The organism is Microcoleus sp. C2D2, assembly GCF_036702495.1.
Lineage (GTDB): Bacteria > Cyanobacteriota > Cyanobacteriia > Cyanobacteriales > Microcoleaceae > Microcoleus.
On the sequence record NZ_JAUBTO010000020.1, the window covers coordinates 66537 to 83759 of the forward strand.

Sequence of the window (17223 nt, forward strand, 5' to 3'; positions counted from 1 at the left end):
TAAGCCCCCCCTGTTGCTAATTACAAATTACCAATTACTTATTACCAATGATCGCACAAGTATCTGAAAACATCTACGAAGCAAAAACCCAGGAAATTGCCAAGGAAATCCTGCGGCTAACTCAAGAGAAAAAGCGCTCTTTTTTCGGGCAACTCCAAGACCAAATGCGCTGGGACGACAAACTGATGGATTGGGCGATGGCCAGCCCCGGACTGCGGGTGCAGTTGTTTCGATTTATTGACTGTTTGCCGGCCCTCCGCAGCAGGCCGGAAATTGCCCGCCACTTGCAAGAATACTTGACCGCCCAAGAGGTAGAATTGCCCGAGGCATTGAAAAAATTGCTCAACTTTGCTAGCCCTGATTCGGTTCCGGGTCAATTGGCGGCGACGACGGTTGCGCCTGCTGTGGAAACTTTGGCGCACAAGTATATTTCTGGGGAAAATATCAAGCAGGTAATTAAAACCTTAGAGCGGCTTCGCAAAGATAAAATGGGTTTTACAGTTGACCTTTTGGGGGAAGCTGTCATCACTGAAACTGAGGCGCAAATTTATCTTAACCGCTATTTGGAATTGATGGCTGAACTCGCCAATGCAGCTAAGAATTGGCCGCAGGTAGATGCAATTGACAAAGCAGACGGCGAAACTATGCAGCGAGTGCAAGTATCGGTAAAGTTAACGGCTTTTTATTCTCAGTTCGATCCTTTGGATGCTAAAGGTAGCGAGGAGAAAGTAAGCGAGAGAATTCGCCTGTTACTGCGCCGCGCGAAGGAGTTGGGATGTGCTGTTCATTTCGATATGGAACAGTATGCTTACAAAAGTTTAACTCTGACCATTCTCAAAGACTTATTGTTAGAGGAAGAGTTTCGCAGTCGCACGGATATCGGAATTACATTGCAAGCATATTTGCGCGACAGTGCCCAAGATTTGCAAAACCTGATTTCCTGGGCAAAAAAACGCGGAAATCCGGTAACAGTGCGGCTGGTAAAAGGCGCTTACTGGGATCAGGAAACTATCAAAGCGATGCAGAAAGATTGGCCGCAGCCGGTCTACAATGACAAAGTTGCTACCGATGCCAATTTCGAGCAGATGACGCAGTTGCTGCTAGAAAATCACGAATATTTGTATGCAGCTATTGGCAGCCATAATGTGCGATCGCAAGCGAGGGCGATCGCCATTGCCGAGACTCTCAATATACCGCGCCGCCGCTTTGAAATGCAAGTGCTGTACGGCATGGGCGACAAATTGGCTAAGCTTTTGGTCGATCGGGGTTATCGCGTCCGAGTCTACTGCCCCTACGGCGATTTGCTGCCGGGAATGGCTTATTTGATCCGCCGTTTGCTGGAAAATACCGCCAACAGTTCTTTCATCCGGCAAAGTTCCGAAGAAATGCCGATCGAACAATTGTTAGCCGCACCAGTTGCTAGTGGCAATGACCAGCTAGTTTACAGCAAAGTATTTCCCAACGTTGCCGATACCGACTACGCCAATACCAAATTGCGGCAACAAGCACAAACAGCCATCAAATCAGTGCGCGCCAACTTAGGCAAAACCTATTTACCGCTAATCAATGGCGAGTACCAAAATACTGAAGCAACCGTTAACTCTCTCAACCCTTCCAATCCTACAGAAGTAGTTGGCACCATCGGATTGCTTTCCGAAGAACAGGCAAAACAAGCCCTTGAAGCAGCAAAAGAAGCCTCCACCAGTTGGCGAAAAACTCCAGTCCGACAGCGCGCCGGCGTCCTCCGCAAAGCCGCAGAATTCATGGAACAGCGGCGGCACGAACTATCAGCTTGGATGGTGTTGGAAGTCGGCAAACCAGTCCGAGAATGCGATGCCGAAGTTTCCGAAGCTATTGATTTTTGCCGCTACTACGCCGACGAAATGGAACGGTTGGAACAAGGGAAAAATTACGACGTAGCCGGAGAAACCAACCGCTACACCTATCAGCCGCGCGGCATTTCTTTAATCATTTCGCCTTGGAATTTCCCCCTGGCAATTCCCGTCGGCATGACAGTTGCATCCCTAGTTGCTGGAAATTGTACTTTACTGAAACCTGCGGAAGTTTCCTCAGTAATTGCAGCAAAAATCACAGAAATTTTGCTAGAAGCCGGAATCCCTAAAGGCGTATTTCAATACGTGCCTTGCAAAGGTTCAACGGTGGGCGCTTACATGGTGAAACATCCTGACGTTCACATGATTACTTTCACCGGTTCTCAGGAAGTTGGCTGTCAAATTTATGCCGATGCTGCGATTTTGCAGCCGGGGCAAAAACACCTGAAACGAGTAATTGCTGAAATGGGCGGCAAGAATGCAATTATTGTCGATGAAAGTGCGGATTTAGACCAAGCAGTTGCAGGCGTAGTTTATTCGGCATTTGGATACAGCGGCCAAAAATGTTCCGCTTGTTCGCGAGTAATTGTGGTCGAATCGGTGTACGATAATTTTGTGGCAAGATTGGTAGAAGCGACGCGATCGCTCAATATCGGCGCAGCAGAAAATCCCGGCACTCAAGTCGGCCCTGCGATCGATGCAAATGCCCATTCGCGCATCCGCGAATATATCGAAACAGGCCGCGCCGAAGCTAAAATAGCTTTAGAAATGCCGGCACCGGAAATCGGCTATTTTGTCGGCCCCGTCATTTTTACGGAAGTATCGCCGACAGCAACTATCGCCCAAGAAGAAATTTTCGGCCCGGTTTTGTCGGTGATTCGGGCAAAGAATTTCAGCGAAGCGATTGCGATTGCTAACGGCACGAATTTTGCTTTAACCGGCGGATTGTATTCTCGCACGCCTTCGCATATCGATCGAGCCGCATCCGATTTTGAAGTCGGAAACCTGTACATCAATCGCGGAATTACCGGCGCTGTGGTATCGCGGCAACCCTTCGGAGGATTCAAACTTTCGGGAGTTGGTTCTAAAGCTGGGGGCCCGGATTATTTGCTGCAATTCCTCGAACCCCGCACAATAACCGAAAATATTCAGCGGCAAGGTTTTGCGCCGATTGAAGGAGTGGATGATTAATCATTCCTTTGTTCGTAGTGAGGACTGAGGACTGAAGTCCTCTCTCTGGCTGTTAAGTTAGTAGGGTGCGTAAGCGCGCACCTTACAGGTGCGGTAACAGAAAAAATTTGTGCCTGATTGGCTAGTTATAAAATGGAATCTACGAAAGATCGCGATCGACTAAATTCTCACAACCCTTCACTTGACAAGTGGCTGAGATTTTTAATTATAGCCGTATTAGTCATCGGTATTTTATTTCGGTTCGCCAATCTCGATCGCAAATTTTACTGGATCGACGAAACATATACTTCTTTGAGAGTTTCTGGCTACACCGAGGCCGAAATAATCAAACAAATTTCGTACCAGAAAATAACCTCGCCCTCGGATTTACAAAAATATCAGCAGATAAATTCCGAAAAAACTTTAAGCGATACCCTGAATTCTTTAGCAGCGGAAGACCCCCAACACCCGCCGCTGTATTACGTACTAGCGCGATATTGGGCGCAATGGTTCGGCAGTTCCGTTGCAGCAATGAGAAGTTTGGCCGCCGTGATTAGCTTGCTAGTATTTCCCGCAATTTATTGGCTGGCTTGGGAGTTATTTGAATCTTCAGCAGTAGCGTGGATGGCGATCGCAATTTTCGCAATTTCTCCCTACCACATCTTGTTTGCCCAAGAAGCAAGACAGTACAGTTTGTGGACAGTAACTACTATTTTATCCAGTGCAGCTTTGCTGCGAGCAATGCGCCCTGACACAAATCAAAATGCTGTCGCCCTCGTTCTTTCCTGGGCGCTTTATGCAGGCACAGCAACACTGGGATTTTACACCCACTTGTTATTTGTCTGCGTCGCCGCAGCCCACGCAATCTACGTCGCAGTCATTGCCAACTGGCGCGATATTAAAACATTCATTGCCTATTATGTAGCAGCTTTAATCGCCTCGATCTGCTTCATGCCTTCCCTCATAAATACTGTAGAAAACTTCAATCAAATTAAAAGCACAACAGTATGGGCAGAACAGACAAATCTCTTAAGATTAGTCAGCAGGTGGGTGGGTTCCGTCACCATAGCATTTTTTGATATTGGCATTGATGGAACTGCCAACGCCACACAACTAGCCTTGCTAATTCCCGTTGGCATAATGATTTTAGCTTTAGTCGGCTATGCCCTTTATTTTCTGTGCCGACAAACACCAAAGCGAGTGTGGTTGATGGTATTGTTATTAATTGCAACAACAGCTTTGTTTTTAGCAGTACCCGATATAATGAAAGGTGGGAGGCGCTCGGCAAATCCGCGATATTTAGTTCCTTGTTATGTGGGAATTCAGCTAGCATTGGCTTACCTGCTGTCTGCGAAAATTAGTAACAATTTGGATAACTTCAAACAGCAAAAACTGTGGAAAATAGTTATAGTTGTACTGTTGTCTGCAGGTATTATATCCGGTGGAGTTAGTTCTCAAGCAGACACTTGGTGGAATAAAGGCAGCGGCTGGCTTAGCGCAGAATTACAATTAGCTGGGACTGTCAATCAAGCCAGCAATCCCCTAATTATCAGCGATGCCAATATCGCATATATCATGCCTTTAAGTTATCACCTAGAACCAAAAGTCAAACTGCTAATAGAACCCCGCTGTTACACTTCTTGCTACAAAAATCGAAAATTGGCACTTAAAAAACCGCAACTCTCTAAAATTCCCGAGGGTTTCAGCGAGTTGTTTTTATACAGACCGTCCTCAACTTTGCGATCGGCAATTCAGCAACAAAACTATCAAATAGATCCGGCTGACGCTAATGTTGAGCTCAATCTCTGGAAAATTACCAAAAAATAATCTGAAAGGATTAAGGCAAAAAAACTGGTTGCTGCCAAAAAATGTTTTGTTCACCGCGACATACTGCCCAGAAACGGGGTTTTTGGGATTATGTCGCGAGTAAAGTAGAATAGGGCTGTTTTTCGCGGTAAGCTAGAAGTTAAGAATCAAAAAATAACATCAAAAATCTACAATGACAGTCACTGAAACCTCGAATATTCGCAAACTGCTGTGCGATCCAGACCTAGGGCTGATCCCTCACCTAGAAAAGTGCCTGAAAGACTTGCACTCGTCTGCGATGGCCAGCGGAGAGAAATTCAAGGTAGAACCTTACGATATAGAACTCAAAAGCTGCCACACCCAGAAGCATCCCAACGACCAAAAACCCATCGTCACTCAGTCAGTGTTAATAAAAATCCCCCTGACTGGGAAAGTTCAAGACAAGATGCAACTATATCTGATCGCAACTGAGTTGCAAAACCAAATCGACATCAAAATTATCGACTGGAGTGCCTTAGAACGCCGCCAATACGACATTCAGGGCATCCCCTTAAAGCAGCCGATCGTCAAAATAGACGGCGAGATGAATTACGAGTTAGTATTCGATCGACCAAACTACTGCTGCATCACTCTGCGCCGCCAATTTGACTTAAGTTACGCCGCCAATTTTTAATTTGGCTTGTAGGGGCGGGTTTCACCAACAATATTGAGGTTAATTAACCATCTATAAAACCGCCCCTATCCCACGGTAAACCCCTTGTACATTTTTCACATTCAATACAAATTAATGTTGATGTAGATTGTTAGTTGTGTGGGGGCGGGTTTATGTAGATTGTTAGTAGCAATTCGATATTGTTGGTGAAACCCGCCCCTACGAAATTTGGTAACAGTATGTCAAGCCCATTACCAATTCCCTATTAGCAATTAATTCAAACCCCTCGATTGGCAGTTTGCGCAAGAATCCTCTTAATATCAGCAGGAGTCAGATTCGGATTAGCCTGCAACATCAAAGCTATCACGCCAGCTACCTGCGGCACTGCCATTGAAGTACCCGCAAAATATCGATAGGGAATCCCCGGTTGAGAAAGGGGTACAGTTGAATAAACATCACCAGAATCCGCCCTGCCGCCGTCGCCGCCCGGAGCAACAAAATAATTAATTCCCTCCGCACCCGCCAGGTTAGAATAATCGGCAAACAAGCCATTCCGGCTAACAGCACCGACAGCAATTCCTACCTCATTGGCAAACCGAGCCGGATAATCTGGTTGTAGGCGAGCATCATTTCCCGCCGCCGAAATCACGATCGCCCCTTGAGCTTCAGCGGCTCGAATAGCATCCAATACTTGCTCGTTCAACTGGAGTCCGCCCAAACTTATATTAATCACCTTCGCTCCATTTGCCACCGCATAATTAATCGCATTAATTTCATCCCTAATTTTGCCGACTCCCGCCTCATCGAGTATTTTCAAAGGCATAATCTTCGCAGTTGGAGCCGTTCCAGTAATCCCCACCCCATCTTGTTTCGCAGCAACTAAACCCGAGATATGAGTGCCGTGACTGTTATCATCCATCGGGTCATTATCGCTGTTGACAAAATCCCATCCCCGGAAATCGTCAACAAATCCATTGTTGTCATCATCAACCCCGTTGCTAGCTTTATTGCGACCGATCGCATCAACACCGGTTTCCCCCGCATTGCTCCAAATATTCCCCGTCAAATCCGGGTGATTGTAGTCAACTCCACTGTCGATAACTGCCACGACAATTCCGTCTCCAGTCAAGCCCTGGGCCCAAACCTCTGGAGCTTTAATTAAATCTCTGCCCCACTCGTCGCCACCCAAGTCGGGAACATCAGGAAAAGTTGCAGTACCTTGAGCTTGAGCAACTGCCGCCGCTGCATTCACCAAACCGAACCCAAAACGAGAGTCAAAACCCTGCAAGTTGCTCGCATTGTTAGTAAAAACAGTTGCAGGAGTTGCAGACAAATTTAGGGTGAAATTTGTACTGCCTTGGTATTGATAAACTCGGACAAAGTAAGTTCCTGCGGCTAAACCGTTGAGGTCGATCGACTCCGGCGATAAATTGGGTTCTTGAGAAGCACCAATAATATCGGTGAAGTCAATAGAATTGTCGCCGTTAAGATCTTTAATTAAAGCCACGTCAACATCCGCAGTCAAACCGCTGACAGTTAATTTAAAGTCGCTAGTTGCAGGCAAAGTAAAGCGGTAAAGGCCGTCTGGCCGGGCGTTGCTAACCGAGTCTGCGATCGTTTGAGTGCCGCCCAAAACGCCTAAATCGCGAGCTTCGCTGAGTTGGTTGCCCAATACGGTATTTGCAGAGATGAATGTATAGGCGAAGTCTTGTGGAGATGCGTTGGCTACCAAGCCTAAAATAGCATTGGATTGGCGAATTTTAATTAATGTATTGGAAATACCGGGGGCGATCGAGATTTCTTCGAGAATCAAGTCAGCTTCGGTAAGGTTGTCACTCAGTCCGATCGAATCCACAAAACTGTTAAAGTCGGTAATAATGTCTGCAGCAGCCGGATCGGTTACTGCTGAATCGCTGCGGAGGACAAAGGTATCTGGACCAAAGCCCCCTGTCAGCATATCTTTGCCCCCATCGCCCACTAAAACGTCGCTACCGCGGCCGCCGTTGAGGGCGTCCTCTCCCCTACCTCCCTGCAAAGTATCGCTGCCGACATCGCCAAACAGGATGTCGCTGCTGGCACCGCCGTTTAGGACATCGTTGCCGACTCCCCCCAACAGCGTATCGGAATTCCTGCCGCCGAGAATGCGATCGTTACCATTATCACCGCTAATTATCTCGGCATCCGACGAACCGACAATAAAATCGTTGCCGCCGAGGGCAAAAAGTCCGTTAGGATAAGGAGTCAAAAAGCCCGGAGTCAAGGCGAAACTGTTGGGGCTATCATCTAAAAGATAGGAAAGACCGTCAGGGCTCGGGCCGGCCATAGAAATGTACTCCTAGCGAGGTATATCGATCTAAATTTTAGATTTTAAATTTAAGTTTGTGGTTGAGAACGCCCTCGCATAGTCTGTAAAGCGGGCATTACGGACAGTCTGTAGAGGTCTGCATAGGTTAGGTTAAACTGAGATATTGCACCATTCTCAATTACTTGTTTAGGAACAGGCAAGATGCCTGTTCCACAAGAAAACTCATTCTTTGTGGAACGTTTAGGAACAGGCAAGATGCCTGTTCCACAAGAAAACTCATTCTTTGTGGCACGGGCATCTTGCCCGTTCTTGACGGGCATCTTGCCCGTTCTTGACAATGGTGCAACATCTCAGGTTAAACAGATTTATTCCGTCATATCATCCCGTGTAAATCAACCACAATTCCGCCTCAGCCAATCTAAAATATAAAATCTAAAATAGTATAACTTAATCCCAAATTCAAAATTGGGATCGCAAAATGGGAAAACAACACTTGCATCGAATTCAGAATTTTTTCAACCTCGCGAAATCGCGTCTCCAGCCTTATTTGCGCTATTTGATTTTGGGCGGGACGTTTTTATTTATTGCCAAAGCTTTTTTAACTCACTGGCGAGAAGTCGCGAATATCCAAATTCGAGCCGAAAGTTTTCCGTTGCTGGCGATCGCCCTTGGTGTCACTTTACTTTCTCTAATTTTTGTCGGCTGGGTGTGGATGTTGATTTTGCGGGAATTCCGCCAACCTGTCAATGCCGCGTGGGCGATTCAAGTTTTTCTCAAAACTAATATTGCCAAGTATTTGCCGGGGAATATTTGGCATTTTTGGGGTCGAATATTGGAAGCCAAAAAGGCAGGCATTTTCCCCAAAGCTGCTACTCTGGGCGTATTGCTGGAACCGCTGCTGATGGCTTCAGCCGGCCTGCTGATTGGGTTGATTTGTTTTGACAAAATCAATGGGTTTTTGCGGATTGTCGGTTTTGCTGCTATTTTAACGGCGATTCATCCCCGAATTTTAAATCCGATCGTTCTATTTGTAGAGCGGTTGAAGTTATCAAAGAACAATGGGAAAAATTCCCAGCCTGGGGAGGCTGCGGGCGATCGGCTAAATTTTCTTTCAGAGTCTAACTCCAATGTAGCTAAAAAAACATTGCCTGTCAAGTCCCGCCGCCAAATTAATTTGCCAATTAAACGCTATCCTTTAGTGCCGTTAATCGGACAAATGTGTTTTATCGGATTGCGGGGCTGCGGTTTTTTGCTAACGGTAATGGCTTTAACTCCGGTGAACTTTAGCAATATTCCCAACTTGTTGGGTGCTTTTTGTTTTGCGTTTGTTGTCGGTTTAGTTGTGCCTGGTGCACCGGGGGGAATGGGAGTATTTGAAGCAACGGCGATCGCCCTGCTGTCCGATCGCTTTTCTACGGGTATTATTCTGGGTGCGGTGGCTTTGTATCGGATTATCAGCATTTTGGCAGATGTTTCCGGTGCATTTTTAGCTAAGCTAGATGGGAAAGCCGAGCGACACAGTCAGTGAGTGCTAAAATATATGAGGCTAGCGGAGTGGCCCCGATTAGCAGGAGTCGAAAATATGTATTTGTATTAAATATTTTTGCTTGCGTAAGTACAATAGTCCGGACAGTTTTTATACAGCCCAATGGCTTATTCTCGCTTGACTTCGCAGCCCCTGTGGATAATTAAATCAATGTCAGCTCCACCCCTGACGCGGCATTTAATTCGACTTTATTTACGATCCTTGCCCTGTAAAGCTTGTAGTCTCGTTCCAAAAACTGTCCGGAGTATTGTAAGTATGCTGGGTATAATTTAACATCAACAAAATTTTGTCAAATAATCTGTTGCGGCGGCTAAGGAACCAAGCCACAAACAATATAGTCTTAATATAAATGTAAGACCTACAAACAAACCGACTTGCTCCCCTAAAATCCACAATTATTGTAGTGATTTATACCGTTAAAAAAAGTGTTTTTTTTGTTTGGGTGTGCTACTCTAGGATCTCTGAAAAATTGTTAATTTAAAGCTATAGTGTAGACAACCATGATACCAGTTTTATCAGCAGCGACGATCGAAGTTCCGCATCAAATCAACGCGGGCAATGGGAGTTTTGGGGAAAAGAGCGAGATCCCCCATAACCCCAGTACAATAGTATTTATCGATGCGGCAGTAGCAGACTATCAAACTCTCCTAGATCGAGTGAAATTGGGAGTAGAAGCAATAGTTATCGACTCCCACAGAGATGGAGTCGAACAAATTAGCGAAGTGTTAGCGAATCGCACTAATATTGACAGCATTCATCTAGTTTCCCACGGCGGACCGGGAAGCTTGCAACTCGGTAAAACCAGACTGTCTGTCGATAACCTAGAAGCTTATAGCCAGCAATTGCAGCAATGGCGGCGCGCTTTAACTCTTGATGCAGATATCCTGATTTACGGCTGCAACGTAGCAGCATCCCGCGCTTCTCAGAAAGTCCGCCAGGGAATAAATTCCCTGTCTCAAAGCGAAAGTCGGTTGAAATTGAGATGTGGCACCATTGTCAACAACAGGCAAGATGCCTGTTCTACAAAAGATACATTTTCTTGTGGAACAGGCATCTTGCCTGTTCATAAAAGGCTAATTGAGAAGGGTGCAACCTATGAGTTGAAACCGACTAAAAACAATTTCATTAAACAGTCCTCTAAAGAGGAATTTTGCTATGAGACGGGGGTTGAAACGAACGGCGGACTCGATGAACCAGCCGTAGATGGTGTCCATTTCCTCCACCGCATTGCATCCCTCACCGGTGCAAATATCGCCGCATCTAAGTATCTCACGGGGAGTGCAAAATTAGGTGGCAACTGGGAACTAGAAGAAAAAATCGGCAACATTAAATCGCCCCTAGCATTCGAGTCAAACGCGATGCAAAATTATGCGTCTGTTTTGACTACCTATATCGTTACTAATAATGACGATAGCGGTATAGGTTCTCTAAGAGATGCGATCGACCAAGCTAATTCCAATCCCGGATTAGACACAATTAACTTTGACATTTCCGGCCCTGGGCCTCATACCATTAACCTTGAGCAAGCCTTACCTGTCATCACCAGCCCAGTTCTTATCGATGGCCAATCTCAACCTGGATATAATAAACCTAACTTTATTAGCAAACCGATAATTGAACTCAATGGCAGTTCTGTACAACCAGCCTTAGGTGAGACTACTATTAATGGTTTAGATTTAGGCTATAGCCCTGGTGGCGCAGAAGATTCCAGTGGCAGTATAATTCAAGGATTGGTTATTAACGGATTTGGAAAGGGCGGAAATTTCGCTGGTAACGGCATTTTGGTACAGACTAACAACAATACCATCCAAGACAACTACCTTGGCACTGATATTAGCGGTACGGCTGCTGTAGGCAACACTCTATCTGGGATCAGAATCCAAAGTTACAATCAAAACAATTCTCCTAATCTCACCGTCATAGAAGATAATACCATCTCTGGCAACGGCGTTGCAGGCATATTTGTGGGGAAGGGAGCAACAAACACCAAAATTACTGGCAACTTGATCGGGACTGATATCACGCGTACAAGCTTTTTAGGGAACGAGGGCGATGGCATTCTGATCCTCGATGGAGATTCAAATAATAATGTCATTGGTGGAACTACACTCGGAGACATGAATATCATTGCTAACAATAAGGGCAGTGGCATTGAAATTAAGGCAAGTTCCGGCAGCTACACTATTCAAGGCAATAACATTTTTAATAACCAACGATTAGGTATTGACTTAATCGGCAATACTGGCATCACTCTCAACGATTTAGGCGACGCCGATACAGGCAGCAACAACCAGCAAAATTACCCGGTTCTGACCTCAGTTAGCGACAACACAGTCAGCGGAATTCTCAACAGCACTCCTAACGCCAGCTTCCGCGTCGAATTCTTTGCAAATACCAGTTATGACCAGGCAGGGGCAGGTCAAGGTGAAGCTTTGCTAGGTTTCCAAGACGTTACGACAGATAGTACTGGCAAGGCTAATATCAACTTCCCCTACACTCCAGTAGCAGGCAAACCGGTTCTCGCGGCTACTGCTACTAACAAAACTACAGGGGATACCTCGGAATTTTCCCGTCGCAATCAATCTCCTATTAATTCAATACCGGGAAGAATTACCACCACTACAACTAACCCTGATAGCATTACCATCAACAGCGGAGACTCCGTATATAACGTTTTAGCGACACCGTATCCGTCTGAGCTCGCTGTTTCAGGCGTGACGGGAAATGTAGACAGCGTTACCATCACTCTCAACAATGTTAACACTTTTAGCTCTGCCAATGGTGGAGCGCAGAACATCAACCTCTTGCTAGTTGGGCCCGAGGGACAAAATGTGGTGTTAATGTCTCAAGTTCCATCTGAACCACTCAACAACGTCACGCTGAAGTTGGATGATAATGCAGCCTCTTTTCTTTCTAGTTTTTCTGTTGTTCCAGTACCACCCACTATCGCTTCAGGAACTTACAAACCGACAAACTATTCACTGAACGGTTTTCGGGATGTTTATCCCTTTTTGTATAACGACAATACGCTAACACCGACAGGGGCGCCAGAAGGGTCTTACGGTTCGACTCTTTCTGTTTTTAATAAAACTAACCCCAACGGCACTTGGCAATTGTATGCAGTTGATGCCAACCAAGAGAATAGTAACGCTTCCAATGCTACTAATTCGGAAATTATTGCCAGTTGGAGTGTAGACATTGCGACTGATATTGGCAATGAAACGACGACTGAAAATACTTCTCGCACCTTCTCTGCTAGCAACGGCAATCGTATCTCTGTATCGGATTCAGATAGCGAGTCGGTGGAAGTCAATCTCAGCGTTTCCAACGGCACTCTTACACTCAATTCGCTGATAACAGGTTTAACGGGATCGGGGAATGGCACCAACAGCCTGAGTTATACGGGAAAACAGGTTGATATTAATGCTGCTTTAGAGGGTTTAATTTATAAGCCGAATCCGAACTTTGTTGGAAAGGATACGCTGACTTTGACAACAAACGATCGCGGATCTCCAGAATTAGGCGGTCCTCAAACCGATCGGGATTTTGTGGATATTACCGTCAAGCCAACTCCACCGACGCCGACTCCGACGCCAACTCCTGCGGAAACTCCGACGCCGACTCCACCAACGCCGACTCCGACGCCAACTCCACCGACGCCGACTCCGACGCCAACACCATCGGAAACTCCGACGCCGACTCCACCAACGCCGACTCCGACGCCAACACCATCGGAAACTCCGACGCCGACGCCACCGACGCCAACGCCAACACCATCGGAAACTCCGACGCCAACACCATCGGAAACGCCGACGCCGACGTTTGGGGAAACTCCGACTCCGACGCCAACACCATCGGAAACTCCGACGCCGACGTTTGGGGAAACTCCGACACCGACGCCAACACCATCGGAAACTCCGACGCCATCGGAAACTCCGACGCCTACGCCAACACCATCGGAAACTCCAACACCATCGGAAACTCCGACACCGACGCCAACACCATCGGAAACTCCGACGCCCACCCCAACTCCGACGCCTGGGGAAACTCCGACGCCCACCCCAACTCCGACGCCTGGGGAAACTCCGACACCAACATCGACTCCGACGCCGACTCCGACTCCAACTCCGACACCGACGCCTCCTTCAACTCCGACACCAACATCGACTCCGACGCTGACTCCGACTCCAACTCCGACGCCTGCTTCAACTCCGACACCAACACCTGCTTCAACTCCGACGCCAACTCCGGCTTCGACGCCAACACCATCAGTACCCGTTGTTACACCAGGAAGTGATACTAATTGCTTTTGCCATACTATTGAGTATCCAACTCTCGATCGCCCAAACCAAGCTGACAACATTATCAACGGCAATGGTAGCGGTGCAATTGGGTTTGGTACACCGGAAAATAATGCTTTTTACGGCAGTCGAAATCAGAATATTTTCGATGCGGATTTAGGCGATGATAACCTCTACGGCGGTGAAGGAAACGACATCCTTTACGGCAACCGAGGCAATGATTTTATTGACGGCAACAAGGGAGATGATATCCTTTTTGGCGGCAAGAACAATGACATCATCCTTGGCGCTGAAGGCGAAGATTTCATCTTCGGCAATCGCGGCAATGATTCTATAAATGGTAAAGAAGACGACGACTTAATTTTGGGCTGTGAAGAGGCTGATTTTATCGACGGTGGCAAAGGCAGCGATATCGCATTTGGAGGCAAGGGAAATGATATAATTTTCGGCAGCAAAGGCGAGGATTCTCTCTACGGCGATTATGGTAATGATAGCCTCTGCGGAGGTGCTGGCAATGATTATGTGAGTGGAGGTGCTGGCAATGATTTGCTAGGCGGGTGCCAGGGAAATGATACTTTGATGGGTGGCAAAGCTAATGATACTCTGATGGGCGGTTTGGGGGAAGATAGTTTAATTGGAGGTGCTGGGATCGATCGCTTTTTACTGTCTGCCAATTCTGGTATCGATATTATTGCCGATTTTGAAGCTGGAAAAGATTTGCTGATGCTAGCTAAGGGCTTGACATTCGAGCAATTAAGTGTTAATGAAACCAGCGGTGCAACTTTAATTCAGGTTGTGCAAACAGGACAAATTATAGCTGCTTTAAACGGAGTTTCTGCTAGCAGAATCAGCGCCACCGATTTCAGTTTAATTTAAACAGGCTCACCACGGATGCACGTGGGCAACAAACGGTGTCCCGGAACTTGACTTTTTGTGCCATCGAGCATCTCCAACCTGACGCACCCTACGGGAAGTTTCTCTCTTTCTCCTCTAACTCTGTGTCCTCTGCGGTTAAAAACTCTAATTCTTATATAAATTAAAGCATTTTTTCCAGAAATTGCTTGGCGCGATCGCACTTCGGGTTACTAAAAAACTCCTGCGGCGGCACATCTTCCGCCACCTTTCCGCCATCGAGAAACAATATTCGGTGGGCGACTTCCCGCGCAAAACCCATTTCGTGAGTTACAATTGCCATTGTAATTCCGGTTTTCGTCAAAGCTTTCATCACATCTAACACTTCTTTAACCATTTCTGGATCGAGTGCAGAAGTCGGTTCGTCCATCAACAAAATTTCCGGTTCCATAGCCAAACAGCGGGCGATCGCCACCCGCTGTTTTTGTCCCCCCGAAAGCTTAGAAGGATAAACCTCGGCCTTATCTGACAAACCCACTTTTTCCAGCAATTCTAACCCCTTCAGACGCGCCTCATCCTTAGCCACCTGCTTCACCTTTACAGGCGCATAGGTCACATTTTGCAGCACAGTCATGTGCGGAAACAAGTGGAAATGCTGAAAAACCATCCCCACTTTCTGGCGGATTTTCATAATATCTGCCTTCGGCAAAGTAATATCCACCCCGTCAATGTATATCTTTCCGGAAGTCGGAATTTCCAGTAAATTCAAACACCGCAAAAAAGTAGACTTGCCGCACCCCGAAGGGCCGATAATGGCAATCACTTCTCCTTTATGAATCTCAGTAGTTATCTCGCGCAAAACCTTAAGATTGCCAAAAGATTTATACAGGCGATCGACCTTAACTGCTAGTTTGGAGTCTGCGTTCGAGTACATTGGCCCCCCAAGTTAAACTAAGCACCATCAAATAATAAATTGCGCCGACAAATATCAAAGGTTCAAAGTAAATATACTTTTCTGCTCCCACAATTGTAGCGCGGCGCAGCAAGTCTTCTACACCAATTACTGAAACTAACGCTGAATCCTTCAGCAAAGCAATACTTTCATTCACCAATGCAGGCAAGATGTTTTTCAACGCTTGCGGCAAGATAATATCGCCCATCATCAGTTTGTAGGGAACGCCAAGGGATTCTGCGGCTTCTTTTTGACCTTTATCTACGGCTTGAATTCCGGCGCGGATTGTTTCGGAAATATAAGCCCCAGAATTCAGGAAAAAAGTAATCACGCCAGCTTGCAGCGCAGATATATTATAGCCCGTAAGCTGCGGCGTTGCAAAATAAACTAAAGTCAACTGCAAAATTAGCGGTGTTCCGCGAAAAATTGAGGTGTAAGCAGTGGCAAACCAGAACAGCGGTTTAATGCTAGAAATCTTAAACAGAGACAGGACGATTCCCCAGATAAATCCGAGAAATGCCGACAGCAAGGTAAAAGTTAGCGTTACCCAAAGCCCGGACAAAATATAAGGCAAACTCGGCACGATTTTGCCAAAATCTAACCCGAACTTGGGCGCTACAGGTGGCTGATTTGCTTGACCAGGTTCTTGCGGAATCGGTCGAGAAAACCACTTAGTAGCTAGTTCCTTAATTTGACCGCTGGCTTTCATTTGCTGGAGGACTCGGTTGAATTCTGGAACTAATCTCGAACCTTTGCTAAAAGCGATCGCCGAACCGCTTTCTTCAGTATTCGGAATTGTGTTAAATTCCAAGTCCGGGTTCGCTGCTGCATAACCCGTAGCGACAGTATCCTCGATCACTCCTGCGGCGATGCGGTTCGATTTAATTTCTTGAATGATGTCAGGAATCCTATTGAGAGCAGCCAGTTGCACACCGGGCATTTTTTTCACAGCTTCCTGCTGAATGCTTCCGAGTTGAACGCCTACTTTTTTCCCGGCTAAATCTTCAGCTTTGGTCAAATTGCTGCCTTTATTGGCGACAATTGTATTTTGAGCTTCGTAGTAAAGCTCAGAAAAATCAACATTTTTTTTCCTTTCTGCTGTGGGAGTCATTCCAGCCATGACAAAATCGGCTCTTCCCGCCTGCAAAGCGGGAATTAAGCCGTTAAAATCCATGCCAATTATTTTCAGCTCGTAGCCCAATTCTTTAGTAATATATTTGGCAATATCGATGTCAAAACCGATGATTTCGTTGCCGCTAACAGCCGTATCTTTAAATTCATAGGGCGGGTAGTCGGGGGAAGTCGCTAGTGTTAAAGTCTTGTTGGCTTGGGCGTAGCTGGCGATCGCAATTAAACAAAAGGCGATCGCGATCGCCGCCGCCAACATTGATTTTAATTTTAAACGTTTCATATCGAGCATTGTCCTAAAAAATCCCCTCGCCAACAAATTATGCGAGAATTTACAATTCTGTCACCACTCTAAAGATAGATAACAGTGGTAGGGTGCGTCAGGTTTGAGATTCTTAGTCGGCATAGAAAGTATGATTCTGACGCACCATTTTTTGCAAGGTGCGTCAGTTGTGAGATTAGACCTCTTGCAAAAATAATTAGGGCGGGCTCTTCGGCCCATCCCACAAGAAAAAATAACTCTTGTGGGATGGGCCGAAGAGCCCGTCCCATCAATTGAGGAAAAGGATTTTTGCAAGAGGTCTATTGTTGGTTTGTAGGGAAAATCATGCTAAGGAATGAGAATTAAATAACTTCCACAAGTTTGTGGGATGGGCGTCCCGCCCGTCCTTTTTGGACG

General features: G+C 46.4%; 9 protein-coding genes. 5 read left to right on the forward strand and 4 right to left on the reverse strand.

What is annotated here, in order from left to right:
- Nucleotides 1-47: 47 nt before the first annotated feature.
- The 3 genes from pruA to QUB61_RS09575 all read left to right on the forward strand — a co-directional run bounded on the left by pruA (nucleotide 48) and on the right by QUB61_RS09575 (nucleotide 5481).
- Complete coding sequence (gene pruA, locus QUB61_RS09565; RefSeq protein WP_333128306.1) at nucleotides 48-3023, forward strand: L-glutamate gamma-semialdehyde dehydrogenase; 2976 nt, start codon at nucleotides 48-50, stop codon at nucleotides 3021-3023.
- 132 nt (nucleotides 3024-3155) lie between these two features.
- Nucleotides 3156-4829: a glycosyltransferase family 39 protein gene (locus tag QUB61_RS09570; RefSeq protein WP_333128304.1), complete on the forward strand. Its 1674-nt coding sequence runs from the start codon at nucleotides 3156-3158 to the stop codon at nucleotides 4827-4829.
- A 172-nt stretch (nucleotides 4830-5001) separates the two neighbouring features.
- A complete protein-coding gene (locus QUB61_RS09575; protein ID WP_333128302.1) occupies nucleotides 5002-5481 on the forward strand; it encodes a hypothetical protein in 480 nt (159 codons plus the stop codon).
- A 256-nt stretch (nucleotides 5482-5737) separates the two neighbouring features.
- Here QUB61_RS09575 and QUB61_RS09580 read toward each other — a convergent pair whose 3' ends face one another.
- Complete coding sequence (locus tag QUB61_RS09580; RefSeq protein ID WP_333128300.1) at nucleotides 5738-7783, reverse strand: S8 family serine peptidase; 2046 nt, start codon at nucleotides 7781-7783, stop codon at nucleotides 5738-5740.
- A 50-nt stretch (nucleotides 7784-7833) separates the two neighbouring features.
- Entirely contained in the window at nucleotides 7834-8085 is a 252-nt protein-coding gene (locus QUB61_RS09585) for a hypothetical protein (protein ID WP_333128298.1), read from the reverse strand.
- Between the two features lie 158 nt (nucleotides 8086-8243).
- On the opposite strand from QUB61_RS09585, the gene QUB61_RS09590 reads away from it, so the two are divergent.
- Complete coding sequence (locus QUB61_RS09590; RefSeq protein WP_333128296.1) at nucleotides 8244-9293, forward strand: UPF0104 family protein; 1050 nt, start codon at nucleotides 8244-8246, stop codon at nucleotides 9291-9293.
- A gap of 518 nt (nucleotides 9294-9811) precedes the next feature.
- Entirely contained in the window at nucleotides 9812-14488 is a 4677-nt protein-coding gene (locus QUB61_RS09595) for a DUF4347 domain-containing protein (RefSeq protein WP_333189913.1), read from the forward strand.
- A gap of 160 nt (nucleotides 14489-14648) precedes the next feature.
- Here the strand turns inward: QUB61_RS09595 and QUB61_RS09600 are convergent, their stop codons facing one another.
- Both QUB61_RS09600 and QUB61_RS09605 read right to left on the reverse strand, forming a co-directional pair.
- Nucleotides 14649-15398, reverse strand: a complete 750-nt coding sequence (locus QUB61_RS09600; RefSeq protein WP_333128292.1) for an amino acid ABC transporter ATP-binding protein — start codon at nucleotides 15396-15398, stop codon at nucleotides 14649-14651.
- On the reverse strand, nucleotides 15364-16827 hold the full coding sequence (locus tag QUB61_RS09605) for an ABC transporter substrate-binding protein/permease (RefSeq protein ID WP_333128290.1): 1464 nt from the start codon (nucleotides 16825-16827) through the stop codon (nucleotides 15364-15366). Before QUB61_RS09605 ends, QUB61_RS09600 begins: the two co-directional genes overlap by 35 nt.
- Nucleotides 16828-17223: the final 396 nt, after the last annotated feature.

Coding starts and splice junctions, on each gene's coding strand:
- QUB61_RS09570 (WP_333128304.1), top strand. CDS start 3,156: ATGGAATCTACGAAAGATCGCGATCGACTAAATTCTCACAACCCTTCA.
- QUB61_RS09585 (WP_333128298.1), bottom strand. CDS start 8,085: ATGCCCGTCAAGAACGGGCAAGATGCCCGTGCCACAAAGAATGAGTTT.
- QUB61_RS09600 (WP_333128292.1), bottom strand. CDS start 15,398: ATGTACTCGAACGCAGACTCCAAACTAGCAGTTAAGGTCGATCGCCTG.
- QUB61_RS09580 (WP_333128300.1), bottom strand. CDS start 7,783: ATGGCCGGCCCGAGCCCTGACGGTCTTTCCTATCTTTTAGATGATAGC.
- QUB61_RS09575 (WP_333128302.1), top strand. CDS start 5,002: ATGACAGTCACTGAAACCTCGAATATTCGCAAACTGCTGTGCGATCCA.
- pruA (WP_333128306.1), top strand. CDS start 48: ATGATCGCACAAGTATCTGAAAACATCTACGAAGCAAAAACCCAGGAA.
- QUB61_RS09605 (WP_333128290.1), bottom strand. CDS start 16,827: ATGAAACGTTTAAAATTAAAATCAATGTTGGCGGCGGCGATCGCGATC.
- QUB61_RS09595 (WP_333189913.1), top strand. CDS start 9,812: ATGATACCAGTTTTATCAGCAGCGACGATCGAAGTTCCGCATCAAATC.
- QUB61_RS09590 (WP_333128296.1), top strand. CDS start 8,244: ATGGGAAAACAACACTTGCATCGAATTCAGAATTTTTTCAACCTCGCG.